Source organism: Psychrobacter faecalis, assembly GCF_016107575.1.
GTDB lineage: Bacteria > Pseudomonadota > Gammaproteobacteria > Pseudomonadales > Moraxellaceae > Psychrobacter > Psychrobacter faecalis.
The window spans coordinates 1-25132 of the sequence record NZ_JABAST010000034.1; the positions used below are offsets into that span (position 1 = coordinate 1).

General features: G+C 44.5%; 20 protein-coding genes. 10 read left to right on the forward strand and 10 right to left on the reverse strand.

Annotated features, from left to right (window positions below; translation table 11 throughout):
• Window positions 1–410 precede the first annotated feature (410 nt).
• Complete coding sequence (locus JFC07_RS10235; RefSeq protein WP_068403759.1) at window positions 411–1109, reverse strand: DNA glycosylase; 699 nt, start codon at window positions 1107–1109, stop codon at window positions 411–413.
• Between the two features lie 270 nt (window positions 1110–1379).
• Between JFC07_RS10235 and upp the strand changes: the two genes are divergently transcribed.
• Together upp and JFC07_RS10245 are read left to right on the forward strand one after the other, a co-directional pair.
• A complete protein-coding gene (gene upp, locus JFC07_RS10240; RefSeq protein WP_068403656.1) occupies window positions 1380–2027 on the forward strand; it encodes a uracil phosphoribosyltransferase in 648 nt (215 codons plus the stop codon).
• Between the two features lie 76 nt (window positions 2028–2103).
• On the forward strand, window positions 2104–2856 hold the full coding sequence (locus JFC07_RS10245; protein WP_068403658.1) for an SDR family NAD(P)-dependent oxidoreductase: 753 nt from the start codon (window positions 2104–2106) through the stop codon (window positions 2854–2856).
• A 24-nt stretch (window positions 2857–2880) separates the two neighbouring features.
• Here the strand turns inward: JFC07_RS10245 and JFC07_RS10250 are convergent, their stop codons facing one another.
• The 3 genes from JFC07_RS10250 to tyrS all read right to left on the reverse strand — a co-directional run bounded on the left by JFC07_RS10250 (window position 2881) and on the right by tyrS (window position 5319).
• Window positions 2881–3537: a hypothetical protein gene (locus JFC07_RS10250; RefSeq protein ID WP_068403661.1), complete on the reverse strand. Its 657-nt coding sequence runs from the start codon at window positions 3535–3537 to the stop codon at window positions 2881–2883.
• A gap of 203 nt (window positions 3538–3740) precedes the next feature.
• Window positions 3741–3971: a DUF1653 domain-containing protein gene (locus JFC07_RS10255; RefSeq protein WP_068403663.1), complete on the reverse strand. Its 231-nt coding sequence runs from the start codon at window positions 3969–3971 to the stop codon at window positions 3741–3743.
• Window positions 3972–4107: 136 nt separating this feature from the next.
• A complete protein-coding gene (tyrS, locus tag JFC07_RS10260; RefSeq protein ID WP_068403761.1) occupies window positions 4108–5319 on the reverse strand; it encodes a tyrosine--tRNA ligase in 1212 nt (403 codons plus the stop codon).
• Between the two features lie 119 nt (window positions 5320–5438).
• Between tyrS and JFC07_RS10265 the strand changes: the two genes are divergently transcribed.
• The 3 genes from JFC07_RS10265 to JFC07_RS10275 all read left to right on the forward strand — a co-directional run bounded on the left by JFC07_RS10265 (window position 5439) and on the right by JFC07_RS10275 (window position 9306).
• Window positions 5439–6809, forward strand: coding sequence for an anhydro-N-acetylmuramic acid kinase (locus JFC07_RS10265; protein ID WP_198328985.1), 1371 nt, complete (start codon window positions 5439–5441; stop codon window positions 6807–6809).
• Window positions 6810–6915: 106 nt separating this feature from the next.
• Entirely contained in the window at window positions 6916–8301 is a 1386-nt protein-coding gene (gene fabF / locus JFC07_RS10270; protein WP_156508470.1) for a beta-ketoacyl-ACP synthase II, read from the forward strand.
• 150 nt (window positions 8302–8451) lie between these two features.
• Entirely contained in the window at window positions 8452–9306 is an 855-nt protein-coding gene (locus tag JFC07_RS10275; protein WP_198328986.1) for a hypothetical protein, read from the forward strand.
• Between the two features lie 115 nt (window positions 9307–9421).
• On the opposite strand, the gene JFC07_RS10280 is transcribed toward JFC07_RS10275, so the two are convergent.
• The 5 genes from JFC07_RS10280 to JFC07_RS10300 form a co-directional block, all read right to left on the reverse strand.
• Window positions 9422–11239 carry an aminopeptidase P family protein gene (locus JFC07_RS10280; RefSeq protein ID WP_068403669.1) on the reverse strand — a complete coding sequence of 606 codons (1818 nt, stop codon included), beginning with the start codon at window positions 11237–11239 and terminating at the stop codon, window positions 9422–9424.
• A gap of 434 nt (window positions 11240–11673) precedes the next feature.
• Complete coding sequence (locus JFC07_RS10285) at window positions 11674–13239, reverse strand: peptide MFS transporter (protein WP_068403671.1); 1566 nt, start codon at window positions 13237–13239, stop codon at window positions 11674–11676.
• Window positions 13240–13545: 306 nt separating this feature from the next.
• Window positions 13546–13965: a hypothetical protein gene (locus JFC07_RS10290; protein WP_198328987.1), complete on the reverse strand. Its 420-nt coding sequence runs from the start codon at window positions 13963–13965 to the stop codon at window positions 13546–13548.
• A gap of 134 nt (window positions 13966–14099) precedes the next feature.
• Complete coding sequence (gene lnt / locus JFC07_RS10295) at window positions 14100–15674, reverse strand: apolipoprotein N-acyltransferase (protein ID WP_144297657.1); 1575 nt, start codon at window positions 15672–15674, stop codon at window positions 14100–14102.
• 282 nt (window positions 15675–15956) lie between these two features.
• On the reverse strand, window positions 15957–16856 hold the full coding sequence (locus JFC07_RS10300) for a CorC family transporter (protein ID WP_068403676.1): 900 nt from the start codon (window positions 16854–16856) through the stop codon (window positions 15957–15959).
• A 341-nt stretch (window positions 16857–17197) separates the two neighbouring features.
• On the opposite strand from JFC07_RS10300, the gene JFC07_RS10305 reads away from it, so the two are divergent.
• Window positions 17198–18490, forward strand: a complete 1293-nt coding sequence (locus JFC07_RS10305; RefSeq protein ID WP_198328988.1) for an Lnb N-terminal periplasmic domain-containing protein — start codon at window positions 17198–17200, stop codon at window positions 18488–18490.
• Between the two features lie 108 nt (window positions 18491–18598).
• On the opposite strand, the gene JFC07_RS10310 is transcribed toward JFC07_RS10305, so the two are convergent.
• Window positions 18599–19219 carry a YcgN family cysteine cluster protein gene (locus JFC07_RS10310; protein WP_198328989.1) on the reverse strand — a complete coding sequence of 207 codons (621 nt, stop codon included), beginning with the start codon at window positions 19217–19219 and terminating at the stop codon, window positions 18599–18601.
• 204 nt (window positions 19220–19423) lie between these two features.
• On the opposite strand from JFC07_RS10310, the gene JFC07_RS10315 reads away from it, so the two are divergent.
• The 4 genes from JFC07_RS10315 (at window position 19424) to JFC07_RS10330 (ending at window position 25082) form a co-directional block, all read left to right on the forward strand.
• Entirely contained in the window at window positions 19424–20164 is a 741-nt protein-coding gene (locus tag JFC07_RS10315; RefSeq protein ID WP_198328990.1) for a dienelactone hydrolase family protein, read from the forward strand.
• 247 nt (window positions 20165–20411) lie between these two features.
• Window positions 20412–23444 (forward strand): DUF2339 domain-containing protein, encoded by a 3033-nt coding sequence (locus JFC07_RS10320; protein WP_227678304.1) that lies wholly within the window; start codon window positions 20412–20414, stop codon window positions 23442–23444.
• Window positions 23445–23601: 157 nt separating this feature from the next.
• Window positions 23602–24558 carry a ribosome biogenesis GTPase YlqF gene (gene ylqF, locus JFC07_RS10325; RefSeq protein ID WP_198328992.1) on the forward strand — a complete coding sequence of 319 codons (957 nt, stop codon included), beginning with the start codon at window positions 23602–23604 and terminating at the stop codon, window positions 24556–24558.
• A 350-nt stretch (window positions 24559–24908) separates the two neighbouring features.
• Window positions 24909–25082 (forward strand): CCGSCS motif protein, encoded by a 174-nt coding sequence (locus JFC07_RS10330; RefSeq protein WP_198328993.1) that lies wholly within the window; start codon window positions 24909–24911, stop codon window positions 25080–25082.
• Window positions 25083–25132: the final 50 nt, after the last annotated feature.

Genomic DNA, 25132 nt, shown 5'->3' on the forward strand with positions numbered 1-25132 from the left:
GTAATTGACATATAAGTTGTTCCGGTTCTCCCTAATGAGGTGCGTATTATAGACGCTTATTTTAATTAGTCAAGAAGTTATTTTTATTTAGTTTGAAAGTTTTATCAGTCTACGTAAAAGTAGTTTGATGTGTCCTTTCTCGCTAATGGGTGTTTATTCAGTGCCAAAGCTCTTTGTAAACGCCCTTCCCTTTCGACTGGGTGGCATTATACGCGCTTTTAGTAGGGGGTCAAGGGGGTTTATCCGCTATTTTAACGATTATCTGACCTTGTCATTAATACTGTTTATTTATCAGTCAGTTAGGGTTAAAAATAATTTTACCTTTATCATAGACTGCATTTTCTGCTTAAAATCGCTTATTTCTTCTATATGGAAGCTGTCTATATAATCCTCTTTTATACATAACGCTTTTATAGTTTACCTATCTTTTTAAAGAAATCCTTATAAGCAGCGACTTTTTTATCTAACGCTAAAGGATAGGCGCGTGACGTTGAAGGCAACCTATATAAGGTAAGACTATTTACATTGGATTTTTTATTATTATCATTTTGCCATTTATAAGGGTAATCCATGCTTTGGTTGGTCTTAGGGTATTTTGATTTGGCAGGTGGCTCGGATAATAAACTAAGCAGCACCTCAGTGGCTTTACCGCCGGTGGTAAATAAGGTTTCAACCTTTGGCACTTGTGGCAAGATAATATCTAAATCAACGGGGGTGACAACGGTGAGGTTTTTGTCCGAGGCATTACCTGTTTCCCGAATAGCTTGAGTAACGGTAGGACAAGAGGCAATGCCGCGCTCGAACATAAAGGCACGAATACGCTCAGGGTCAAAACGCTTTTCATCGCCTACTCTAAAATAATCAATGTCATCAAAGAATACGCTGCCATAGATACGCCACATATCATTATAAAAGTTCGGATAGTGAAAGCGCATTGCCCATTTATCAGCAGTCGGTGGAAAAGTACCCATCATCATCACCGTAGCATCGGGCGGTAATACTGGACCAAAGGGATGGGTTTCTACTTCTGCGGTGCGCGCTTCGGGCAATAACGAGTTGGTATCCAATTTATCAGTATTATCATGGGTATGGGATGGTTGTGTAGTCATAAGATTCTTCATCAGAAAAGCAGTTTTTTTGTTATCATAGCAAGCCTAAACACTACTTCATTTGTAAGGGCGTTATCATAGTCGAACATAGTTTGCTTAAATAAAACTAACCTTGTTATAAATGCCTTTGGCTTACTTTTTTATTAAAGCATTAAGCTTACTATTGATGGTCTAGGTATAGGGTTGAAGTGCAGTAAGTGTTTGTATCTTTATTACTAATAGCAACCGCAGTAACTGCGCAAGCATCAGCGAAAAATCAAGAGAGACCTTATGAATGACTTAAAAATCACCGTTATTGATCACCCGTTAGTCCGTCATAAACTCAGCCTTATGCGTGAAAAAGACTGTAGCACCTATAAATTTCGCACCCTAACCAAAGAGCTTGCGCGCTTGATGGCGTATGAAGCGAGCCGTGACTTTGAAATCGAAAGCTTCCCGATGCAAGGCTGGTGTGGTGAAATCACTGGTGAGCAAATTTCGGGCAAAACTGTGACTATTGTCCCTATTTTGCGTGCTGGTATCGGTATGCTCGACGGCGTGCTCGATTTAATCCCAACGGCGAAAATCTCTGTCGTCGGTTTACAGCGCGACGAAGAAACCTTGCAGCCTGTGCCGTTTTTTGAAAAATTTGTCAGCCACATGGACAAACGCCCAGCCCTTATCATTGACCCAATGTTAGCGACTGGCGGCTCAATGGTTGCAACCATCGAGATGCTAAAGAAAAATGGCTGTACTAATATCAAGGCATTGGTCTTGGTTGCCGCGCCTGAAGGCGTGCGTTTGGTGAATGAAGCCCATCCTGATGTGACCATTTATACTGCCGCACTCGACAGCCATTTAGACGAGCATGGCTATATCATTCCCGGTCTTGGCGATGCGGGCGATAAAATCTTTGGTAAGCAGTTATTTAACAAGTAAGACAACGCCTTTAAACCAAAACAAGCTATCGTCATAAAAATTATGAAGCACGCAACATCAATGATAAGGATATAAGATGAACGTATTGATTACAGGGGCAAGCGCCGGTTTCGGTAAAGCATTAGCTGAGCGTTTGGTTGCCAATGGTCATCGCGTGATTGGCTGTGCCAGACGCTTAGATAAGCTAAACGCTTTGGCAAATACGTTGGGCGAAGCATTTTTACCTGTGGTCATGGATGTCAGTGACACGGCGTCTATTCCACAAATCATTGCTGACTTGCCGGCTGACTTTAGTCAAATCGATGTCTTGGTGAATAACGCTGGACTGGCACTTGGCACCGAGCCTGCGCACAACGCCAGTCTTGATGATTGGATGCGTATGATTGATACCAATGTTAAAGGTTTGATGGCGTTGACTCATGCTGTCTTGCCAGCCATGGTCGCACGCGATAGCGGTTATATTATTAATGTTGGTTCAATTGCGGGCAGTTGGCCTTATTTTGGTGGTAACGTCTATGGTGCGACCAAAGCCTTTGTCAAACAATTTAGCTTAAATCTGCGGGCGGACTTACTCGGTACGCAAGTGCGCGTGACCAATCTTGAACCGGGTAATGTGGCGGGCACTGAATTTTCAAACGTGCGCTATCATGGCGATGACGAGAAAGCCGCTCAAGTTTATGATGGCTTTAAAACCATGACCGGTGACGATATTGGCGATATCTTGTTATGGCTGATTGAATCGCCTGCCCATATTAACGTCAATCGTTTAGAAGTGATGCCGGTTGCGCAAACCTACAACGGTCTAACGATTGCTAAGCAAGACTCTTAAAGGTTTAGCCGACCATTCGGTTTATTAACGTAATTCATAAGACCGAAGCAATATAGTCGCATCTATGTTGCTTCTTTTTTTGGCCATGACATTCTCTTCATTGACCAAGCGCAATTCCTGAAAATCCAAAATCAATACCTCATTACGCGTGCGCTCGCTGGTACGTTTATTATGACGTATCGGAAATCCTAAAACTTGCTTACCTTTAATTACTATCTGATTGATAATCATGGTCGGATTATTCATAGTAGATTTTGCACTTAACTGTTGAGCATCAATAATCGCGGTGGCAGGATTGAGCGTTGTGATTAACACCTTTGTCTGGCGCACGCTTTTTGCTAAATCCCCTGCAAAAAAGAATACTTGCTCTATTGGTAAACACTGGGCGTGGCGCATAAGCTCGCGGCGAAATAACGCTGGCATATCGGTATTAAAACTGTCTTCTGTTTGTCGATAAAACGCCGTAAAATTACGGTGTAGATAGCGACCAAAGACGCTGCTATTTATCCAATCTTGATAAACATCATTGGCTAATAATTGCTTTGTAAATGCTTCGGCATCTGGCATATTTTCTGTCATGAGCATGGCTAGCAATAGCGCGCGCGGATTGGTAAATATTTGCTGCTGCCAGCTTTGTGGATATAAGCTGCTATCAAGCAATGCTAAAGTTAACTTGCCCATCGGCTAACATCCTTATTAAACAGTGAAACTATTATTTAGTACATATAGTATCTATTATATACGTTTCCTATTACAGTCATTTGCTATCGAATAGCAGCACAGATTGTGTGCTTGGATTCATTTGATCGCCTTACTCATATAAAAAAAGCGACCTTAAAAGACGCTTTTTATTTGAGCAATGAGTTTTAAGTATTTTTAAAGCCTTAATCAGCTAAGGCTTTAATCAGCTCAAATCTCGGTATTTCTTTACCATCAACTTCAACCGTTTCAGTAAACATCGCTAATGGTCGTACCCACACGCCATACTCACCGTATAGGCAGCGGTAAACGACTAGCGCTTCTTCGGTTTCTGAATGCTGCGCGGTATGCAAAACTTGGTAAAGACTGCCTTTATAATGGCGGTAAATGCCTTGGCAAACCGTTTTTTCTGTCATGATTAAATCCTCATTTATATCTTAAGTACACGAGCTAAATACTGTCGCAGTAAATTCATAACGCAAAATAAATAAGGTCAACAATCAATATCGACCTTATCTTTAATGATTACCTGAATTATTGAAACTAGTCAATTTAAGCAACTGTCACTTTTGCATAAGCCTTTTTACCTGCTTGGATAACGACTGTCTGACCAGACGTTAAACTAAAGCCTGCATCGACCACTTCGCCATCTACTTTTACCGCGCCGCGTTTAATCATATCTTTAGCCGATGAGCTATTTTTGGCAAGCTCTGCTTGGTTTAGGATTTGCGTGATAAATAATGCGTCCTGCCCTTCTAACTCTAACGTCACTTCTGGTAAATCGACTGGCAATTCGCCATCAGCCAATACGTTACCTGCTGATTTATGCGCATTAGCAGCAGCATCCGCATCATGGAAGCGTTCAATCAATTCTTCAGCAAGAATACGTTTGATTTCTTGTGGGTTGCGACCGTTTTCCATCTCTGCCATTAACGCTTCGACTTCTTCCATCGGCTTAAAGCTTAAAAATTCAAAGTAGCGACGAATTAAGGTATCTGGCATCGACAGCAGTTTTTGGTACATGGTGCCCGGCGCATCGTAAATACCGACGTAGTTGCCGAGTGACTTAGACATTTTATTAACGCCGTCCAGCCCTTCTAAGATTGGCACGGTGATACAAACTTGTGGCTCTTGCCCATAACGACCTTGCAAAGTACGTCCCATTAAGATATTAAAGGTTTGGTCCGTACCGCCAAGCTCGACGTCGGCTTTTAGCGCGATAGAGTCATAGCCTTGCACCAATGGGTATAAAAACTCATGGATAGCAATTGGCGTTTGCGCCGCATAGCGTTTAGAGAAATCATCACGCTCAAGCATGCGTGAAACGGTCAACTGGCTAGAAAGCTGAATCATATCGCCCGCTGACATGTCTTTAAACCATTCAGAGTTAAAGACAATCTTGGTTTTTTCTTTATCCAAAATCTTAAAGACTTGTTCCGCATAAGTCTGCGCGTTGACTTTGATTTGCTCATCGGTCAACGGCGGGCGTGTGCTGTTTTTGCCAGATGGATCACCAATCTTGGCGGTATAATCACCGATTAGGAAATAAATCTCATGACCCAAGTCTTGAAAATGCTTCAGCTTATTAATCAGCACGGTATGACCTAAATGTAAGTCAGGCGCGGTGGGATCAAAGCCTGCCTTGATACGCAGCGGGCGATTCAGTTTTAACTTTTTAACCAAATCGTCTTCCGATAGGATTTCTTGCGTACCGCGCTGAATCAGGGCAAGTTGTTCTTCTAGGGTGTAAGTTTGGGTGGTCATGATGCTCTCTTTATTGTCTTTATTTAAAGGGTAACGCGTTTGGGCCAATTAGAATTTCGTAGCCCGTAAAAGATGTTAGAATTTGAGAGATATACTAGCGTTTTTTAAGGTAAATTGCCATGACCAACCCTGCATCGATTGCTGATACTAATGATAATACTGATTCAACTATCAATTATGACGATAATTTAAATAACACTTTGGACAAAACTTTAGATGACGATTTGAATTATGCCACCTTGACCGATGCGCTTGAGCAAACGGTATTTGAAAACTTCGATGATGGCTTATATATCGGCATGATGTCTGGCACCAGCTTGGATGGTATGGATGCGGTACTTTGTCAATTCGGTGGTGAAGAAAACATCCAACAACCGCTACGGCTATTAGCGTCTATTAGCCAAGATTTTCCGCCACGCCTGCGTGAGGTGTTATTGGCACTTTGTCAGCCAAATGGTGTGCAAGAATTAACCTCGACAATGGGCGAACCAAGCAGCGAATTAGACTGGTTTGGCTGGGCAAGTAAGGAATATGCTGAATTTGCCAGCGACGTGGTCAATAATCTATTGCAGCAGTCCAATACCGATGTAGAGTCGGTGCTAGCGATTGGCTGCCATGGTCAAACGGTGCGCCATCGTCCGCAAATGGGATTTAGTTTGCAACTGCTCGATGCCAATATCATCGCCGAGCGTACTGGTATTAGCGTGGTCAGCGACTTTCGCCGCCGCGATATGGCCGTCGGTGGTCAAGGCGCGCCCTTAGTACCTGCCTTTCATCAAGCATTATTTGCCATGCCTGATAGCACGCGAGTGTTATTAAACTTGGGCGGTATTGCCAATATCACCGTCTTACCAGCCAATGACAGCTCTATTAATGCTAATGATGCTGTTGTTAATAATAGCTCGGTGATTGGTTATGATACCGGCCCTGCCAATTTATTACTCGATGCGTGGACGGCATTGCATACGGATAAAGATTATGATGCTGGTGGCGCATGGGCGCAGTCAGGACAAGTCGTTGAGCCGTTACTTAATCAACTGATAGAGCATCCATTTTTTGCGCGAACCTATCCGAAAAGCACAGGGCGTGAAGACTTTAACTTAGCGTGGCTACAAAGCGAGCTGCAAAAATTTGACCAAGCCTCTGCCCATATTCGCTATTCGTCAGCTGATGTGCAGGCAACATTGACCGAGCTGACGGCGATGAGTGCCAGTATGCAAATCAATATGTTTATTAAGGCAAATGAAAACAGCTCGGTTTATGTCTGCGGTGGCGGTGCCTTAAATGATTACTTGATGACTCGCTTGCAGGCGCATTTACCTCACTGCAAAGTAGAAACTACGGCCAGCTTAGGGCTGAACCCCGCTTGGGTCGAAGCCGTTGCCTTTGCATGGTTGGCACGGCAAACCCTAATGGGAGAAACTGGTAACTTGCCAGCGGTCACTGGCGCAAGTAAAGGCGTGGTATTGGGTCAAGTTTGTTTTGCTTAATAAGCCTCTAATTGTTTAAATTTTAGTTTACATACGTGCACTAATGTGTTTTATAATGACGGTTAAAATACCTTCTTTTTAGGATCGCACGTACAGGATATATCGCATGAGCCAATATAGCAGTTCACCAAACGCGCAAGCCGCCGACTCTAATGCTGCCACTATCCAGCAAACTCTGCGCCAAAAGCCGCCCCATTATGAACGCCCAGATGAGATGCGTGTGGTGGTGACGGGTATGGGTGCGGTGACACCTTTAGGATTAGACGTCGCAAGCTCGTGGACGCGTCTACTTAATGGCGAGAGCGGTATCACGCCCATTACTCATTTTGATGCAACCGACTATCGGGCGCAAATTGCGGGTGTGGTCAAGGATTTTGACGCCAAGCAATATATGAATGCTAAAGACGCGCGCCGCTATGATGAATTTATGCATTATGCCGTTGCAGCTTCGGCTATGGCGTTAAAAGACGCGGGTTTTATCGATGAAGTTAGCGCAGCTGATACACCTGTACAAGATGTCGAGCAAGAGCGCTTTGGCGTAATATTAGGGTCAGGCATTGGCGGTATCCAAACCATTGAAAACAGCCGTGATACCCTACGTGACAAAGGCGCTATGAAGGTTTCGCCCTTTATCATTCCAGGTTCTATCGTTAATATGGCTGCAGGTTTGGTCGCTATTAAGCATACTTTACAAGGCCCAAACCTGGCGACCTCGACTGCTTGTACCACCGCGACCCACGCTATCGGACTTGCTGCGCGCTTGATTGCCTATGGCGATGCCGATGTGATGCTGGCAGGTGGTAGTGAAAAAGGCTCGAGCCCGCTTGGAATGTCAGGTTTTGGGGCGATGCATGCCCTCTCAACTCGTAATGATGAGCCAACCAAAGCCTCGCGTCCGTTTGATAAAGAGCGTGATGGCTTTGTACTCGGTGATGGCGCGGGTGTCGTCGTCCTTGAAAGCCTTGCCCATGCTAAAGCGCGCGGCGCAACGATACTTGCTGAGCTGGTTGGCTTTGGGATGAGTGACGATGCCAGCCACATTACCGCACCACCAGAAGATGGTAGCGGTGCGGCTCGCGCCATGCGCAACGCACTAAACGATGCCGGTATTGAGCCTGCCGCGGTTGGCTACGTCAATGCCCACGGTACCAGTACGCCTGCTGGTGATGTTGCCGAATCCATTGCGATTGAAACCGTTTTTGCGCCCGTTAAAGACAGCATTTTGGTCAGCTCGACCAAATCGATGACCGGTCATTTATTGGGTGCCGCTGGTGGTATCGAGGCTATCTTTACTGTGCTTGCCCTGCAACATCAGCAGGTACCGCCGACCATTAACTTAGATAATGTTGAAGACAACTGCAATCTCGATTACGTGGCCAACCAATCACGTAAAGTTGATAATCTGCAATATGCAGTCTCCAATAGCTTTGGTTTTGGTGGCACCAATGGGTCGCTTATATTCGCTCGTTGGCCGGTGCAACCATCAAGCTAAAACGCCTAAAACAACGTTAAAAACGCTAAATAAATGTTAAAAAACTATTATTTTAGCCGTTGTAACCTTGGTGTCAGATTTGCTACGTTTGACCACTTGCAGCCCCTTATCGTACTTGCGTATGATAAGGGGTAATTTTATGCAACATTTATGGAAGATACCATGTCAAGCTACTCATTTTCCCATCAGTTTTATCAGCGCTGGACGTGTGCGCCAGACCCTGTACGCGCCTCTATCACCCAAGAACTTACCGATATCACCACCCTCTTACAACACGACACGCCATTTGAAACCTTTGTTTTTAGCACTCATGACTTAGACGCCCATCTTGATAATCTTTATGAAAATCATGAAGCTGAACAAGCGATTGCCAAAGCCATTGCCGAAAAACAAGCGCAAGAGCGAGCGGCTGCCGAAAAAGAGCGTTTAGAAGAAGAAGAACGTGTAGAAAAAGAAAAACAGGCAAAAGCAGTAGCAGACGCTAAGCAGAAAGAAGAAGAAGCATTAGAGGCAGCAGCGGCGAAACAAGAGCAACAGCACGATGAGCAGCTAGATCATAAACGAGCTACCAGTGTTGATGACAATGATAGTAGTAAAAATATTACTAGTAAAAATGACACTGACGCAGTAGAAAAACTGGAAGCTACTAAAACAGATGCTACGAAAACTACTGCTGATACTGACACTGATAAAAAATCCATTCAAGAAACTGCCAATGTGGTAAATGGCGCAAACGATCATAATATGAAAACCGTTATCGATAAAGCTGTTTCAGACGCCGCTATTCCTTTGTCTTTAAAAGATACTAAACTTGGCGCGAGTCACCCAGAATTAATTCGCGAGCTTGAGATGCATGTCGATGACTATTTAAGCGAGCAAATGATGCAAATTTCTGAGAATTTAAAATCTTGGTTACGGGCCGAATTGGCACAGCATTTAACCGAACCTGATACCACCACTACTATTAAAAGTAATGAAAATATCGCCAAGAAAAACATTCATTAGCTATAAAAAACCTGATTTAAATTAGGAGTTTCTTCGTATAACTAGAGATTAAAAAGCCCCATCGATATTGACGGGGCTTTTTAATATCTTCAATTCAAGAATATAAGTTTTTGCCTTAGATAGCTTTAGTACGCTCGGTTAGCCACTCAAGTGCTGCACCTTTAACGCGATCTTTTAGCTCGGCATAGACTTGGCTATGATAATCATTGAGCCAATCAATCTCGAATTGGGTTAATAGTGCAGGCTCAATCAAACGGGTATCAATGGGGCAGTAAGTGATGGTTTCAAAGTGTAGGAATTGTCCAAACTCAGTCTCAGTCGGATTCGCAACCGGCGTATTGACCACCAAGTTTTCGATACGAATACCCCATTTGCCCTCGCGGTATAAACCTGGCTCATTACTAGATATCATCCCTTCTTTCATCGCGCGCTCTTTTGGCGTGCTGGCACTATAAGCAATGACCTGCGGGCCTTCATGGACGTTTAAGAAATAACCAACGCCATGACCGGTACCATGACCATAGTCCATCTGTGCTTGCCACAAGGGTGCACGGCAAATCGCATCGATGAGCGGTGACGCAATACCATCAGGGAAATGCGCTTTTGCTAAGGCGATATGGGCTTTAAGCACGGTGGTAAAGTCGCGTTTATGCTCAGAACTTACTTGTCCAATCCCGACCACGCGGGTGATATCGGTGGTACCGTTTTGATATTGCGCACCTGAGTCAATGAGCAATAAGCCGCCCTCGCCTTCAGCGACATCAAGGTAGCTGAATTTTTCTGGCGTCGCACGGTAATGCGGCAAGGCGCCGTTTTCGTTAAAGCCTGCGATGGTTGGAAAGCTTGGCGACACATAATGCGGCTGCTGACTACGAACTTCGATGAGCATACTATCGACATCCAGCTCACTCAAACGCTCACCGTCTGCTAGGCGTTTTTCAAATGTCGCAAAAAACTCACTTAACGCCGCGCCATCTTGACGCATCGCTTCGCGTACATGCTCGATATCCGCCGCAGACTTCACTGATTTGAGTAACGTACTTGGCGCCATTTGCTCAATAAAGCCAACATCGTCGGCCATTTTTGATAACGTACCGACCGCCACTTTGCTTGGGTCTAACAATAATATATCTTCTGGCGTTAAGGTAGCTAATGCCTCTTGCACCGCATCATAATCTGCAAGCGTGATACCGCTGTCTTTTAGCGCTTTTTCAATCTCGCTACTGACTTTATGATTATCAACAAACAAGGCCGCTTTATCTTCGCTAATGAGCATATGCGCTAAAAATACCGGATTATAATCGACGTCTGCACCGCGTAAGTTGGTCAACCAAGCAATATCATCTAAGCTTGACAGCAAGTGATGGCTTGCGCCTGCCTCCTTCATGCCTGCGCGCACGGCAGCAAGTTTTGAGCTGGCGGGCTGATCGATAAACTGCGCATCGTGTTGGTAGAGCTGTGCTGATGGCAATGCTGGACGGTCGTTCCATATGTCTGTCAACACATCGCGCTCAGTGATTAAAGTAATATCGTTAGCATCAAACGCATCAAGCAATCTGTCTTGCTCAGCGATAGACAATACATTACCATCCACCGCCACGCTATCGCCTTCGGTTAAGTTTTGCGCTAGCCAATCGATATGATTTGGCTGACCAGGAGCCAGTTTTTCCAAAGTAATACCCGTGCCTTCTAGCTGATGCGCGGCGTGTACCCAGTAGCGACTGTCTGTCCATAGGCCAGCAAAGTCAGCGGTAACGACCAGTGTACCAACCGAACCTGTAAAGCCTGATAACCATAGACGCGCTTGCCAATATTCTGGCAAGTACTCAGACAAATGCGGGTCTGCTGACGGCACGATAATCGCCGTTAAATCTTGTGCCGCTAGCGTTTGGCGTAGGCTATCAATACGCTCGTGGATGTGTTGTTTATTCATGAAAGGTGTCCTTATTACTTTTAAAAATGAGAGTTAAAAAAAACGCTTGAGAGGCGACTATGAGTAGCCGTCTTATTGAGGCAAATAAATTTATCAATGTTAAATACAGCGTTATATTTGCCTATAAAGGGTTTACTATTTTTAGAATGATAGCTATATAAATGAGTAAGAGTGCTTAGGCGTTTAGCCGAGCTATTATTAATTTCAGCTTAGTAATAGTATTTTAATAATAGTATTAAAGCAGCGCCTCTCTAGATGTTTGGGCAGATAGCAGGCTTTCAATGGCGATAGAGAAATAACTCACTGATTGAAACAATAAAACGTGCTACCGATTATGGTAACACGTCTTATCTTTTGGCGTTTATAGGGACGATTGCTACTATAAATAAGCTAAATAGGCTTAATTAATCTTCACCATCTTCTTAACGCTTTATTTACTGAGCCGCTTTATCGGCTTGCTCACTTTTGACCAGCATGTTATTGATAGGTTTTGCCAGTACTAATAACACCACTGCGGTCACCACCAAAAAGATGGTCATGGTGGTAAATAGTGTTGGTAAGCCTTCGATCTTGTCGGCTGAAACGTGACCACCAAAGAACGCAGCGACCAAGTTACCCATGGCGACAGAGGCAAAGAATAATCCCATCATTTGCCCTTGCATGCCTTTTGGAGCAAGCTTGGTCATTGAGGATAACCCTACTGGACTCAGCGCCAGCTCCCCTAAAGTTAATAGTAATAAACTACCCACGAGCCATAATGGCGATGCTAAGCCGCCGTCACTGGTCAAGATGCTTTTTGAGGCAAATATCATCAACGAGAAGCCTGCCGCGGTAATCAACATCCCGAGCGCAAACTTGGTCATACTATTAGGTTCAAGACCGCGTTTGCCAAGCTTGACCCAAACAATACTAACAATGGGCGCCAGCAATAAAATAAACAACGGGTTTAAAGATTGGAACCAAATACTCGGTATCTCAAACCCTAAGACGTTCAAGTCAGTATAGCGATCGGCAAATAGGTTAAACGAGGTTGGCTGCTGCTCAAAGCTTGACCAAAATAGCGTTGAGCCAATGATTAAAATAAAGCAAGTCAGTAGGCGCAGCTTATCGGTTTTATCAAGACGCGGCGAGACAAACATAACCGCAAAGTAGCCTATCACCACCGCGGCAATGATATAAGTCATATATTCAGCGACCGTTTCAGGATTGAACGGTAACATACCACTTGCCACCAAAACCACAACCGCTGCCAATAACACCAAGAAACCAATTACCCAGCGACCGATGTTTTTATAGCGGTCATTGGCGTGTTCCCACTCAGGTTTTATATTTTTGGCTTGGGCATAGTGGGTCAAGGTTTTTTGCGCAGAAAAACGGTAGATCAGTAATGATATCAGCATACCGATACCACCAACACCGAAACCTGCGTGCCACATGCCCTTTTCTTTAAACACCCCAACGATGAGCGCTGCTAAAAGGGCGCCAATATTAATGCCCATATAAAACAAGGTAAAACCACCATCACGGCGCACATCGCCTTTTTTATACAAAGCGCCTACCATGACGGAGATACAGGTTTTAAATAACCCTGACCCTAATACAATACATATCAAACCAACAAAAAATAGCGTCATGCCAAATATGGCGGAGAGCGCAATACATAAATGACCGAGGGCGATAATCACGCTGCCCCACCATAAGGCACGCTCTTGACCAAGCCAGTTATCAGCGAGCCAACCGCCCGGTACTGCCGCCAAATATAATGAACCGGCGAAAATACCATAAATAGCAGAAGCGGTGACTTCATCAAAGCCAAAACCGCCGCTGCCAACGGTGGCTACCATAAACAGTACTAATAACGGACGAATACTATAATAAGAAAAGCGTTCCCACATTTCGGTAAAAAACAGCGGGCGTAGTGGCTTTGGGTGCCCCATAAACCCATTATCCAGTGCTGCCAATTCAGCTTCACTAACATTTACTTTTGAGTCTCTGCTCATAACTTTATTCCTTTAAAGACCACTGTAATGACGACCAAACTCCTGTTTATTTTGCTAAGCGGTCACATAGGCGCATTATTGTTTCACTTGGTTATGGTCAAGTAAAGAAAAAGTTATTCAATAATTACACAAATACCTACAAAAAAACCTGTGCTCAGTTAACCAAGCACAGGTCTTTAATGTTAGCTTCTAGAGTATTTTCACTCTTAGAATAAAGTATCGTCACAACAGTTGTACTTAATTACGGGTATCTGACTATATTTATACAAGTATTTGTTTTTATAACAAAATACTTAGGTCACAAGCTTACTCTTCAGTTTTCCAAGTATGCGTTAACTCTGCACCCTCACCACCATCCAAATCCGCATCGGCTTCTTCTGCTGTCAAGTTAGCATCATCAGGTACTGCCGCTTGATTGACAGTACCCTCAGCAGTTGCGGTGCCAGATTCAGCAGCAACAACCGTACCATCAGTATCAGCAGCTGGGGTTACGGTAGCATCTGCTGGATTTTCAGTAGGTGCGGTTGCAGCGGGCGCAGTTTCTTCTGCCGCAGTTGCCTCTGTTTCAGCAGCCGCTTCGGTGCTCTCAGCAGTGATATGCTCGCCTGCTGGACGCAAATAGCCAGAAATGCCGATTAATAAGACGATACCTAAAAATAAGGCAACACCGCCTAAGGCAAATAGGAACTCTTTCTTGGGATTGTTTTCGACAATATGTTCTGACATACCTTATCCACCTTGCACAAAATATTTAAAATATTGGCCTATTATATCGCAATTTATATCGATTTGTGAAAACCCTTAACGATTTAAAGGGTTTATTAGCGAAAAAACTTACAACCAAAGCCTATGGGTATTTTTTATTTGACCAAACGTCTCTGCGGGGTCGCACGCTTGCCAAGATAGCTTAATAATAGCAGAAGCGCAATAATGATTAAAATAGGATAATTACCCGCGCGCATATAAGGCGTATTACCAACGCGTGCCTGCACATTTCCGCGTAAGACGGTGCGCTCAAACTGCGGTGCGCGCTTTACGATATGACCTTTATGGTCAATGATAGCCGTAACGCCAGTATTGGTGGCGCGCATAAACCAGCGGCCGTTTTCAAGCGCGCGCATTTGGACCATTTGCAAATGCTGGAGCGGACCTGCCGAGCTACCAAACCACGCATCGTTAGAGATGGTCAATAAAAAGTCAGTATTGATGGCGTTTTTGCGCGTGGTGTCAGGATAGGCAACTTCATAGCAAACCGCAGCGCCCAAGTTATGACCACGCACGCGCAGCGGTGATTGATTATCACTACCGCGGCTATAGCTCATGATATCTTGGCTACCAGCAAGGTTTGGCAAGATATCTAGCATACCCTCAAAAGGAATATATTCGCCAAAAGGTACCAAACGCTGTTTTTTATATAGCCCTTCAGCGTCCGCACCTAAAGCAATGACACTATTATAAAACGGCGGGTATTTATCGGTCTTGGCATCAAAAGCCGCGGTATCCTTATAAGGGATACCAGTGACCCACGTGGTATCGGTTTCTTTGGCCACTTTGACCACTTCACTGATAAAACCTAGCGCTTCATCTTGAAACATGGGAATGGAAGACTCTGGCCACAAGATCATGTCGCTGCCCCATTCGGTACTGGACAGGGTGGCATAAATTTTTAGCGTTTCTACCTGATATTCAGTCAGCCATTTTAAATCTTGTGGAATATTACCTTGAATTAATGATACCGATAAGTCAGGCGTGCCCTTTGGTTTTGTCCATTGCGGATTTAGCAACCATAACGCGCAGCTGACAATAAGTAGTGCGGCAGTAGGAATCATATAACCGCCGCGGCGACGCAATAGCTCAACCAAACTTGCCGCCAATAATACTGCCACAAAAGACACCGCAAACACACCAGCAATGGGCGCTAATGACGATAGCCAATACTGCTCGGTAAAGGCATAACCGACAAATAACCACGGAAAACCGGTAAATAGCCAAGTTTTCATCCACTCTTGCAATACCCAAAGCGCGGCAAAGGATAACGGCTGCTTACCGACGACACGATTAAAAATCAGCGCCAAAAAGCCATGAAACAAGCCCATCCCAAGGCCCATCAGCGCAATCATAATTAGCGCGAGCCACACTGGCGTATCGCCATAGACATGGATTGAGGTATACAGCCAAAACGCCCCGACGCACCAAAGCCCGGTGCCATAAGCTTGACCGATAACAAAAGCACGCTTGCCTGTCATATCAGGCATCAGTAAGGCATACAAAATAGCGGGCGACACCAACGCCACCGGCCAAAAACCATACGGCGCGAGGGCAAAGATAAACACTGCGCCTGCCAGCCACGCAATCAATATGGTCAACACCAGCGGCAAGCCCTTGGGCTTATCGGGGTTTAGACGTTTTTGCAAATCAACAGTAGACAGACGCATAGCAGTTATCCAAAACCTTATTTTTCAGTCGTTTAAAACTTACATATTAACTTTGTTTTATTCAGTTAGCGCTGGAATTGGTAGCCAATCGTTAGCTGCTCAATACAGCGCTCAAAAATTAAACCTGCCCATGATACCAGTCTAAATCACTCAATAGGTAACATTGCGTTGCAAAATGCCCATTTTAAAAGCAAAAAAAAACACGACCGCAATCGTGTTTTTTTATATTTAAATGCCGAGCTGATCTTTAAGTGCCAAGCTTAAGTGATAAACATCAATAAATTAATGGCTACCTATTAATATTTGCTGGTCAGCATTGATTTTAGACAGCTCAAGATTTTGAATAAAGCGCCCTTCAACATCGGTAATGGTAATTTGCCAATCGTCTATCACCACGCTTTCACCTTCTAAATCGCCAACATGACCGAGCGCTTGCATCACCAAACCGCCCATAGTATCAACATCGGTATCATCAAAGTGGGCGCCAAGCTCATCGTTACAGTCTTCAATCACTGTCGATGCTTGCACGCGCCACGTATTTGGTCTTTCAGGATCGGCGACGATATTATTGATATCACTGTCTTCATCGAAGTCATCATGCTCATCGACGATATCGCCAACGATTTCTTCGAGCAAATCTTCCATCGTTACCACACCAGCGAAGTTACCAAACTCATCGACGACAATCGCCATATGCACTTGGGTGCGCTGTAATGAGCGTAGCAAAGTATCAGAGCGTGCCGTTTCGCTGATATAAAGCGGCTGACGCACCAAGTCTCGTAAACGTTGACTGTCAATTTTATCTTCTTGATCTCGCACCATGTGTACGAGGATGGGAATCAAATCTTTTGCCAATAAAATACCGATAACGGCATCATCGTCTTGGCTATCAAAGACCGGATAGCGCGAGTGTGTGGTCTCAAGAATGATATCCATCACTTCAGCTAAGCTAGCGCTTTCGTGCAGCCCAACCACTTGCGGGCGCGGGGTCATGATTTCGCGAACTTGGGTGGCAGGCAAATCAAGGACACCTTCCAACATATCCACGGTATCGGGTTCTAAGAACTGGCGCGAGTCTTGCACCAAACGTATCAGTTCATCACGGGTTTCGGGGGCGGTCGATAGCCAGCGTTTTAAGCCGCGCATCGACCAACTACTCGGGCTTGGAGCGTCTTCGGACATGATGATGTGATTTAACCTCTTTAGTTAATAGCAGTAATCAAAGAAAATAGTAAATAGCAATTAAAATCTTAAATCTAAATGGGGATTAAAATAGTAAATAAAACAGCGACTTTATATTTAGATAATGGTCAAAATATTTAAATAAAGGACAAATTATCTATAAAATCCTATCATAACGATAAATGACAACTATATAAGTATAGATAAAAATAGACCAGCTTAATAAGTTTCACTTTATCGCAAGGCTTACGGACATTCAACGACAAATTCACTCAAATTGTATTGTCAGTGTGTTGTAAACTTTGCTATGGTCAAAGCCTTCATCCCTCAAAGTCAAACCTATGTCGCTACGTGCCTTTTTTTCTCGCCTGCTCTCGCCGCTCGCAAACAGCAATCGCTTAGAGCATGGGGCAGCTTATGATCGCCAGCAAAAGCGGACTTGGCGCTATTACCTCGCGCAGCTTTTAATCGTTACTACGTTGCTCCTATCTACTATTTGGCTGTTAATGGCAATCTGGTATCAGTTTGGCATACGCTCACCAATTACGTGGCTTATGACCCTTATGATAGTCGGCATTTTAGCGGCGCTGGCTAAGGCAGCTTATGCAACAAAAAGGCATTGGTCAAAAAGTCCAAAAAATCGAGGTAATCAGCCATCAAATAATTTAACAGCGCCGGATAAAAAAGTGGCCGTTAAATGGCTCATCGGTTTATATGGCGCAGTTTGGTTTATCGGTTTGGGTTGGTTCTTTTCTATCGAGCCCAAACAAGACCGCGACTGGATGGCGGAAGTCAGCGAAAGGGTCACCTATCGCCGTGACGCCAATAATCCTAACTTAGTCACGCTCACCAATGTGCGTAATTTTGATTGGCGTACTGATAAAGAGGCGGCTGAACACTGGGACACGCGCACCATTGATATGTCAAAACTCTCTGGCGTCGATGTGACCAACTCCTATTGGATGGGGCCGCTGATTGCGCATACTTTGGTCAGTTTCCGCTTTGAAGATGATAGACCGCTCGCCTTCTCATTTGAGATTCGTAAAGAAGAAGGCGAGTCGTTTTCGGCATTGGCAGGGTTTTTTAGGCGTTTTGAGCTGAGCCTGATTGCTGCTGAAGAGCGCGATATCATTTATACCCGTAGTAATGCTCGCGGTGAGCAAGTTTATCTGTTTCCGGTCAGCAATCTACAACAGCACGAGGTCAAGTCGTTATTTGAGTCTTACTTAACTGCCGCCGATGAATTGAATGCCAAACCAACTTGGTACAATACGTTGATGAGCAACTGTACCAATATTATCTTTTATATGGCGCGTATTGTCAGTGGCGACCGTCTGCCATGGGATTACCGAATTTGGGTATCGGGCTGGCTACCAAACTACTTATACGACGTTGGCATGCTCGACGCCAACCCTGAAAAAGACGGTCAGCCTTGGTCAATGGACACGTGGTACGAGCGCACGCATATCAATCCAAAGGTTCGCGGCTTTGATAATTTGGCAGGAAACAGCGCTATCAATAGCCGCGAGTTCTCCAAGCAAATTCGGCAAGATATTCCTATCCCGCCACTGGCAGATTCACAAGCCGATGCGGAAGCGAGTGCCAAATCTGCCGCGCAGGACTCTAAAGAATAGCTGAGGTTTTCGAAGAGGTGCAGCTACTCTCCAAAGCGGTATTGCGACGTTAAATCCATTGTTCATTAAGCATAAACATAGATTAAACCCTTTATAAAAAAATTTAGGTTAGGGCTGAACCCAATTTACCACCCGCTCCTCCATCTCCTCATCTGTTATGCCAATCTCAGAAATACAGCGCCCTGCTACGCCAACATTGGCAGCGCGCATCTGCTGCTGAGTTGCCACCGCATCTCCCGTCAATAACAAATGCCAATTTGGTAAATCTTGTCCTTTATACAAGCGCTTATAAGCACAGTGCGACGGCAGCCACATCATCTGCGGCAAATTCTCCATAGTTAGCTGAATACAGTCTGGCACGTGCTCTTGGCGGGTGGCGTAATGCTTGCAATAACCGGTCGTGCAATCCATCAGCTGACAAGTGACATCGGTATATTCAACCATTTCTGCTTCATGATTATTGTCATCGCTGATATTCTCATCATCGATGTATTTAATTAGGCAGCAGCTACCGCAACCATCGCATAGCGCTTCCCATTCGCTATGGTTTAGCTCTGACAGCGCAAAACGTGACCAAAACTGCGGACGCAATAGATCATTAGCATCGTTTTGGCTGTGAGGAAATAAGCGCACAGCAGATTGCGTCGCTGAATCTGAATCAGTTGTTGTTTTGGAATCTAGAGCGGATGCTAATTGAGATTCAGATTGATTGAGCAAATTGAGTGTCATAAAGTCGCCGTAGCATTTTGATAAAGAGCGTTACAGTATTATAGCTGTTTTTGGTATGCTTGGGCGTTAAGGTAGGAGAAGTAAATAAAAGAATGAAGCAAAATACGAACAGTTAATACTTATAAAACAAGCATTTATAAAGTAGTTATTTATAAAACAGCCATTTATAAAACCCCCTTCATAACATAAAAAAAGGACAATAATATGTCAATTAAGACTTTTGAATTGATCAGCACTACCGAAAATAACGTTGAGCTTATCAGCTATGTGGCGCTGCCAGAATCTGCCTCAGAGGACAATCCAGTAGCAGGTATTTTGGTGGCGCCAGAATGGTGGGGCGTGGTCGATCATCCAAAGTCCGTCGTTGAGCGCTTGGCAAAAGCAGGCTATGCGGCGGTGGCGATGGACGTTTACGGTGAAGGCAAGCTGACCAGCGACGCGTCGATGGCCAATATGTGGATGGAGCAAGTACTTGCTGATCAAGACATGCTAATGGCACGTTGCCGCTTAATACTCAATGACTTTGGTGATCAACTGGCGGTTAATCGCGATAACTTAGCGGCGATTGGTTATTGCTTTGGCGGTAAAGTGGTGCTCGATATGGCACGCGAAGGCATGCCATTAAAAGCCGTCGCAACTTTCCATGGCAACCCATCAGCAAAACAGCCAGCCGACAAGAACTTTACAGCCAAAGTATTGGTCGCTCACGGCCGTGATGATTCGATGGTGTCGATGGAGGCAATCGAAGGTCTAAAAACAGAGCTAGATGCTGCCGATGTTAACTACACGATTGATGTCTATGACGGTGCCAAACATGGCTTTACCAATCCGCACGCCGATGAACGCGCGGCCAAAAATGATGTTGACCTTGGCTACAACGAAACGGCTGCTAAGCAAAGCTGGGACAACATGCTTGAATTTATGAAAACCAATCTTGGTGAATGATTTTAAAGATATCATCAATCAAGTTGTATAAACGCTCACTATAACGAGTGTTAATACAAAGCATAAGACAAAAAACAGGGGTCACTTTCTCAGAAAGCGACCCCTGTTTTTTGTCGTTATACACAATAACTACCATGACCAATCTTGTGCTTATGAGCAAATAACGTCATTATCTCTTTATTATAAGTGGGATTGAGTAACGAGGATGTTATATCTATTGATAAATCAGCTGGGCTGGCTGGCTTTTATGGCTTTATTGATCGTGGTGCTCATACTATACGCCAGGATAAGCCAACAAATCAGACAGTTGCGTCATGATATGACAGCGCTACAAGCTGAGCTTAAACGGCAAAAAGAGGGCTTAATCACAGCAAAATCTTCTCACGCCGATATAAATAGCAATCAAGAAAGTCAATTTGCAGCAACGCCCGATCTCTCTTTAACCTCGCGGTCACCAATGCCGCCACCGATACCGTTAGCAGCAGTAGATTCGGTTACAGCAGCTGACGCTAGCGCCGAACCCATAGAAGAAAACCTCGGCTTAAAGCCAAAGCCAGCAGAATCGACAAAATCGAGAACCCCCGTTACAACGATAGAGCCAGACGAGCGTTCCTTACCTATCGTTACCTCACTCATTCACTCGATGCAAAACTGGTTTTTTGGCGGCAACTTAGTAGTGCGCGTTGGGGTTTTGGTGTTGCTCGTCGGGGTGGTGTTATTGCTGCGCTTATTAAGCGACTATATCGAAATTCCGATTGCCCTGAAGCTTGTGAGCATTGGCATTATTGGATTGGCGTTGGCTGCGCTTGGTTTAAAATTAGCAAAAAATCGCTTTGCTTATGGCATCACCCTGCAAGGGGCAGGTTTAGCGATTGCTTACTTGACGACCTTTTTTGCCTATAGCGTCTATCACGTGCTGGCGAGTGTGCCGAGCTTTATTGGACTTGGCCTTTTATCAGCTGTCACCATCGGTCTCGCCGTGCGCCAAAACGCTTTACCGTTGGCATTGTTGGCACTTTCTGGTGGGTTTTTTGCACCGATATTGACCAGTAGCGATATCGGTAATTTAGTGTCCTTGTTTAGCTATTATTTATTATTAAACGTCACCATTGCTGTCATCGCTCATTACCGTACTTGGAAAATGCTCAATCTACTCGGCGTGATGGTCACCTTTGGACTGGCTTACTATTGGGGTGTGACGGAAAATTTAAGCGCTGTTATTGAGGCGCAGCGCTGGACGTTGGTATTGCTAGTGGCGCTGCACGTATTACTATATTTGTTTGTCGTCATTCGCTACGCGCAGCAAATCATTGCTTATAACACACTTAATGAAGCAAATTTTGCTCATACAGCTAACGTTGATAGTGCAGAGAATCCAAGTCATTTAGATAAATTTTATTTAGGAAACCACAGCTATATATTCCCTATTGATACCGGCTTGCTGTTTTCCGTGCCGATACTGGCCTTTGGTTTATTCGCGGCGTTGTTAGAAGCTATTCCTAATGGGTTGACCTTCACCAGTGCTATTTTCGCGGCAATTTATTTGGGTATTGGCTGGGTATTTGTCCAGCGTAGCCAGCGCTACGCCTTAATTACCGAGGGTATGCTGGCATTGGGATTTGGCTTTTTAGCCTTGGTGATTCCGCTGGCACTCGATGCAGAATGGATTGCCTTTGGCTGGTCGGTACAAGGGCTGGCACTGGTATGGTTTGGACGGCGCTCACTACGTGCATGGTCGGTATTGTTTGGGTTGTTATTGCAGCTGCTCAGTATCGCGATGCTAATGATAAATGTGGTCTTTACGATCAAAGATTATCCAACGTTGGCGTTGACGATTTCGGCGCTCAGCTATCTAGCTACGATGTTTATCTTACGCGCCAGCAACTCGCCTATTGATGACGCCAACAACCAGCTTAACGCCAATCATACGCTGACTGCCTATACTAAAACCTTGGGCATTGGTGAGCTCGCTACTAAGCAATGGCTTACCAGTATCAATAGCCAAAGTATGGCGTTTAACTTGATGTGGCGCAGTCCAAATTTGGGTCGATTTTTGACCTTTACTGCAATGGTTTGGCTGCTGTATGTATTGATCATCGATTTTAACCAATGGCTTGACAGTTGGCGATTAGCAACGACGGCGCTGCTAGGATTGGCCACCTTAACCAGCCTAGCTATTTATCAGGCAATCAATCACTATCATTCGTGGCGCGAGATTAGGCAGTTTAGCCATGGGTTATTGCTGCTATTTTATGCCGCGCTACTGTTTCAACTACCGCAAAAATATGAGTTTGATTATCAATGGACCACCTTTCATTGGCCGATATTTATCATGCTACTCATAGGCTGGTTGGTCGTTGGAAAATTGTGGTTAAGAACATGGCATAAAGAATTGGAGTTAAAAAGTTTTGATAGCGCGAGCTGGCTTGGTGCTGGCATTATCCTGTTGGCAGAAGCTATGCATTATGGCTTGCCCGATTCAAAAGGCGTCATGACTATTTTAGTTCCGGTTGCCTTTATGCTAGCTGGATTATGGTGGACACAGCGTCATGCTATGGTTCAGTACAATGATAAGCAATCACACTCGCAAACAGGAGCAGCGACCTCAGCATTTGCGCCTTATTGGTTTGATTGGCATCAGGCATTATTAGACAGTGCCAAACTCTTTGTACCTATCGCACTAGGTTGGGCTATTTTTACCAACTTCACTTACGATGGTATTATCTGGGAACTGCCCTACTTTCCTTTATTTAACTTATATGATGTGACGTTATGGTTGGTGGTGTTTTACGGCTTGGGTGTTTATTTGCTCCGTCAGCCATTCGGTATGCACTCGAAAAAACTATTAAGCGCCATTCCTAAAAACGATATGCTATTCATTGTCTTAGCGCTGATTGGCCTATGGATAGGTTCTAGTATGCTGGTCAGGACGCTGCACGCGTTTATCGGTACGCCGTTATGGACTGGCGGTTTATATGGAGTTGCCGGAGGCGCTTGGAATAGCGAGCAGGTACAGACAGGATTGACCATTTTATGGACGCTCATTGCTTTGGTCGCCACTATCATCGCCAGCCGCTATGGACAGCGAACACTATGGTTTATGGGTATTGGACTGCTGGGCGTTGTGGTGTTAAAACTGGTCATCGTCGATTTATCACAGACCGAGGCGATTTGGCGAGTGACTTCCTTCCTTGGTACGGGTAGCTTAATCTTAGTCATTGGTTATTTAGCACCATTACCACCAGCGCGTGAGGATTTAGTAGACGAGTCTGCAGGATAGTCTGCTCTGTGCGTTAAATGAAATGTTAACGTGAGCATTTTTAGCATCATTACTTTTTAGCGTCATTACTTGGCTTATGTAGTAAACTGGACGCCATTAAAAAGTAAATGACGATGGTCTTACTTTGAGCATTTTTTATAAAAGGTTAGTAAAGCAGATGGATAAGAGAGCAAGTATTCAGTGGTTCCCTGGGCATATGAACAAGGCCCGTAACGAAATCAAAGAAATCATGCCGCAGATGGACGTCATCATCGAAGTAATTGACGCGCGTATTCCTTATAGTAGCGAAAACCCAATGGTCGCGGCATTACGTGGCGAAAAACCGGTCATCAAAATTTTAAATAAAGCCGACCTTGCTGATCCTGAATTGACCAAAGCGTGGATGGAATATCTTGAGCAACAAGATGGTGTTAAAGCCATCGCTTGCGACAATAATAAAGCTGATGACGTCAAACGTATCATTGCGCTATGTAAAAAAATGGTGCCCAATAAAGTCGGCACCGGTCGCCAAATCAAAGCCATGATTATGGGTATTCCAAACGTTGGTAAATCAACCTTGATTAATACCTTGGCAGGACGCGCCGTGGCAAGAACCGGCGACGAGCCTGCCGTCACTAAGTCGCAGCAGCTGATTAAGCTTGACGATGACATCATGCTCTATGACACTCCTGGCATGCTATGGCCAAAGGTTGAAAACGAAAACTCTGGCTACCGCTTGGCGGCGACCGGCGGTATTCGTGATACCGCTTTTGACTTCGCTGATGTGGCCAGTTATACCGCTGAGTACTTAATGCACGCCTATCCTGAACTACTAAAAAGGCGCTATAAAATCGAAGAGCTACCCAAGACTGATTGGGAGTTTTTTGAAGTGGCGGGACGCAATCGCGGCTGTGTGCGCGCGGGCAATCAAGTCGATACTTACCGCATGTCTGAGATTCTGATTAACGAGCTGCGTAGTGGCAAGCTTGGCGATATTACGCTCGAGACGCCTGCAATGACGGAAGCTGAAGAATTGGTCGTCGCCGAACAACGCATCGCTGCCGAAGAGAAAAGAATCGCTAAAGAAGAAGAAAAACGTTTGCGTCGTCTAAAAACACGGAAGAATCGGAAGTAGACAAGACACAGCACGTCAGTAAAATTTAAACCAGTAGCGCGTTTAAATCTACATAACCGTTTTCCTGTCGATTAAACGTATCAAGTTCACCACGGTCTCTACTGCCATTTTTTATTTAGATAAACTTGGTTAACCATTGATTTTAAAACAAATATTATTTTCTCCTGAGTTCTTATTATTATGTTGTAGTACTGTTACTTTGGGTCTATACTCATTTAAATAATATGACGTTTTACGCTGATAAGGGCAATTTATGCTTATAAATAATTGCCTTCTACGATGTGATAAGTTCACCATTGATTAGCAAATATTATTTAGTGTGTTCTTAATTCAATGTGAGGTATAAGCTAATGGCTCAATTATTTAAAAATATCTTTAACAGTAATAAAGAGAAGCAAGCAGCCGAAGTAGAGTCAGTCCAGAATGAGGATTCGCAAGCACAAGCGGCGGCAGAAAACGCACCAGAAACCGAGAAAAAAGTAAAGCACGGCGAAGAGGGTGTTTGTTGCGGAGGTTGTTCTTAACCAAACCTTTTAGTTAAATTCACTAATGGCACTCTTATGAGAAATAGGTT

Excerpts from the sequence above, each read along its gene's own strand:
- JFC07_RS10235 (WP_068403759.1), bottom strand. The coding sequence starts at position 1,109 with ATGACTACACAACCATCCCATACCCATGATAATACTGATAAATTGGAT.
- upp (WP_068403656.1), top strand. The coding sequence starts at position 1,380 with ATGAATGACTTAAAAATCACCGTTATTGATCACCCGTTAGTCCGTCAT.
- JFC07_RS10245 (WP_068403658.1), top strand. The coding sequence starts at position 2,104 with ATGAACGTATTGATTACAGGGGCAAGCGCCGGTTTCGGTAAAGCATTA.
- JFC07_RS10250 (WP_068403661.1), bottom strand. The coding sequence starts at position 3,537 with ATGGGCAAGTTAACTTTAGCATTGCTTGATAGCAGCTTATATCCACAA.
- JFC07_RS10255 (WP_068403663.1), bottom strand. The coding sequence starts at position 3,971 with ATGACAGAAAAAACGGTTTGCCAAGGCATTTACCGCCATTATAAAGGC.
- tyrS (WP_068403761.1), bottom strand. The coding sequence starts at position 5,319 with ATGACCACCCAAACTTACACCCTAGAAGAACAACTTGCCCTGATTCAG.
- JFC07_RS10265 (WP_198328985.1), top strand. The coding sequence starts at position 5,439 with ATGACCAACCCTGCATCGATTGCTGATACTAATGATAATACTGATTCA.
- fabF (WP_156508470.1), top strand. The coding sequence starts at position 6,916 with ATGAGCCAATATAGCAGTTCACCAAACGCGCAAGCCGCCGACTCTAAT.
- JFC07_RS10275 (WP_198328986.1), top strand. The coding sequence starts at position 8,452 with ATGGAAGATACCATGTCAAGCTACTCATTTTCCCATCAGTTTTATCAG.
- JFC07_RS10280 (WP_068403669.1), bottom strand. The coding sequence starts at position 11,239 with ATGAATAAACAACACATCCACGAGCGTATTGATAGCCTACGCCAAACG.
- JFC07_RS10285 (WP_068403671.1), bottom strand. The coding sequence starts at position 13,239 with ATGAGCAGAGACTCAAAAGTAAATGTTAGTGAAGCTGAATTGGCAGCA.
- JFC07_RS10290 (WP_198328987.1), bottom strand. The coding sequence starts at position 13,965 with ATGTCAGAACATATTGTCGAAAACAATCCCAAGAAAGAGTTCCTATTT.
- lnt (WP_144297657.1), bottom strand. The coding sequence starts at position 15,674 with ATGCGTCTGTCTACTGTTGATTTGCAAAAACGTCTAAACCCCGATAAG.
- JFC07_RS10300 (WP_068403676.1), bottom strand. The coding sequence starts at position 16,856 with ATGTCCGAAGACGCTCCAAGCCCGAGTAGTTGGTCGATGCGCGGCTTA.
- JFC07_RS10305 (WP_198328988.1), top strand. The coding sequence starts at position 17,198 with ATGTCGCTACGTGCCTTTTTTTCTCGCCTGCTCTCGCCGCTCGCAAAC.
- JFC07_RS10310 (WP_198328989.1), bottom strand. The coding sequence starts at position 19,219 with ATGACACTCAATTTGCTCAATCAATCTGAATCTCAATTAGCATCCGCT.
- JFC07_RS10315 (WP_198328990.1), top strand. The coding sequence starts at position 19,424 with ATGTCAATTAAGACTTTTGAATTGATCAGCACTACCGAAAATAACGTT.
- JFC07_RS10320 (WP_227678304.1), top strand. The coding sequence starts at position 20,412 with ATGGCTTTATTGATCGTGGTGCTCATACTATACGCCAGGATAAGCCAA.
- ylqF (WP_198328992.1), top strand. The coding sequence starts at position 23,602 with ATGGATAAGAGAGCAAGTATTCAGTGGTTCCCTGGGCATATGAACAAG.
- JFC07_RS10330 (WP_198328993.1), top strand. The coding sequence starts at position 24,909 with ATGGCTCAATTATTTAAAAATATCTTTAACAGTAATAAAGAGAAGCAA.